This window comes from Tenacibaculum sp. MEBiC06402 (genome assembly GCF_049239625.1).
In the GTDB taxonomy this organism is placed as follows: Bacteria; Bacteroidota; Bacteroidia; order Flavobacteriales; family Flavobacteriaceae; genus Polaribacter.
The window spans coordinates 1-605 of the sequence record NZ_JBMKKT010000010.1 but is presented as its reverse complement, the minus strand read 5'-3'; the positions used below and the strand labels follow the sequence as shown (position 1 = coordinate 605).

At 29.6% G+C, this 605-nt stretch carries 1 protein-coding gene; it reads left to right on the top strand.

What is annotated here, in order from left to right:
• Nucleotides 1-50: 50 nt before the first annotated feature.
• On the top strand, nt 51-575 hold the full coding sequence (locus ACOSP6_RS00065; protein ID WP_422092350.1) for a hypothetical protein: 525 nt from the start codon (nt 51-53) through the stop codon (nt 573-575).
• The last annotated feature ends 30 nt before the right edge of the window (nt 576-605 follow it).

Genomic DNA, 605 nt, shown 5'->3' with positions numbered 1-605 from the left:
CCTTTTCCCGCAAAAAATCATACACAAATACGTTGTACAGCATTTGAGAAATGAAATACCGAACGAATAAATATCTAACTTTAAAAGGTAAAATTGAGGAATTATCTCTTCCTGATTCTGCTTATGGAGAATGGATAATTTATGATAATAATAAGCCCAAATTTCACGTAAACATTTCTAATTACGAATCGAAAAGCGACTGTTTAATAAGCCTAATACTGACTGAAAATAAGTCAGAGTTTAAAAACATTCTAAATGACATAAATAAGCGTTTCAACAGAAATTTAACCTTACCTTCAAAAACATTTTTCGGAATTAAATTAAACTCAAAACTTAGAGAATCAGATTTAGACACTTTACCATTCAAATATATTGACCATTATACAGAATTAATAAAAGCTCCTTGGGAAAAGTATCCTGGAATCAATCCTGACGATATGTTTTGGAGAATGGGAAAAGGAGAAAATGCGATTTCTACTTTTGTGAGATACTACAACTCACTTAACCAAAAAGAAAAGGACTATTTTGAAAATAAACACAAACCGATAGTTGAATGGACAAATTTTTATGAATAAAACGCAGTACAACAAGGTGTATAATTAATT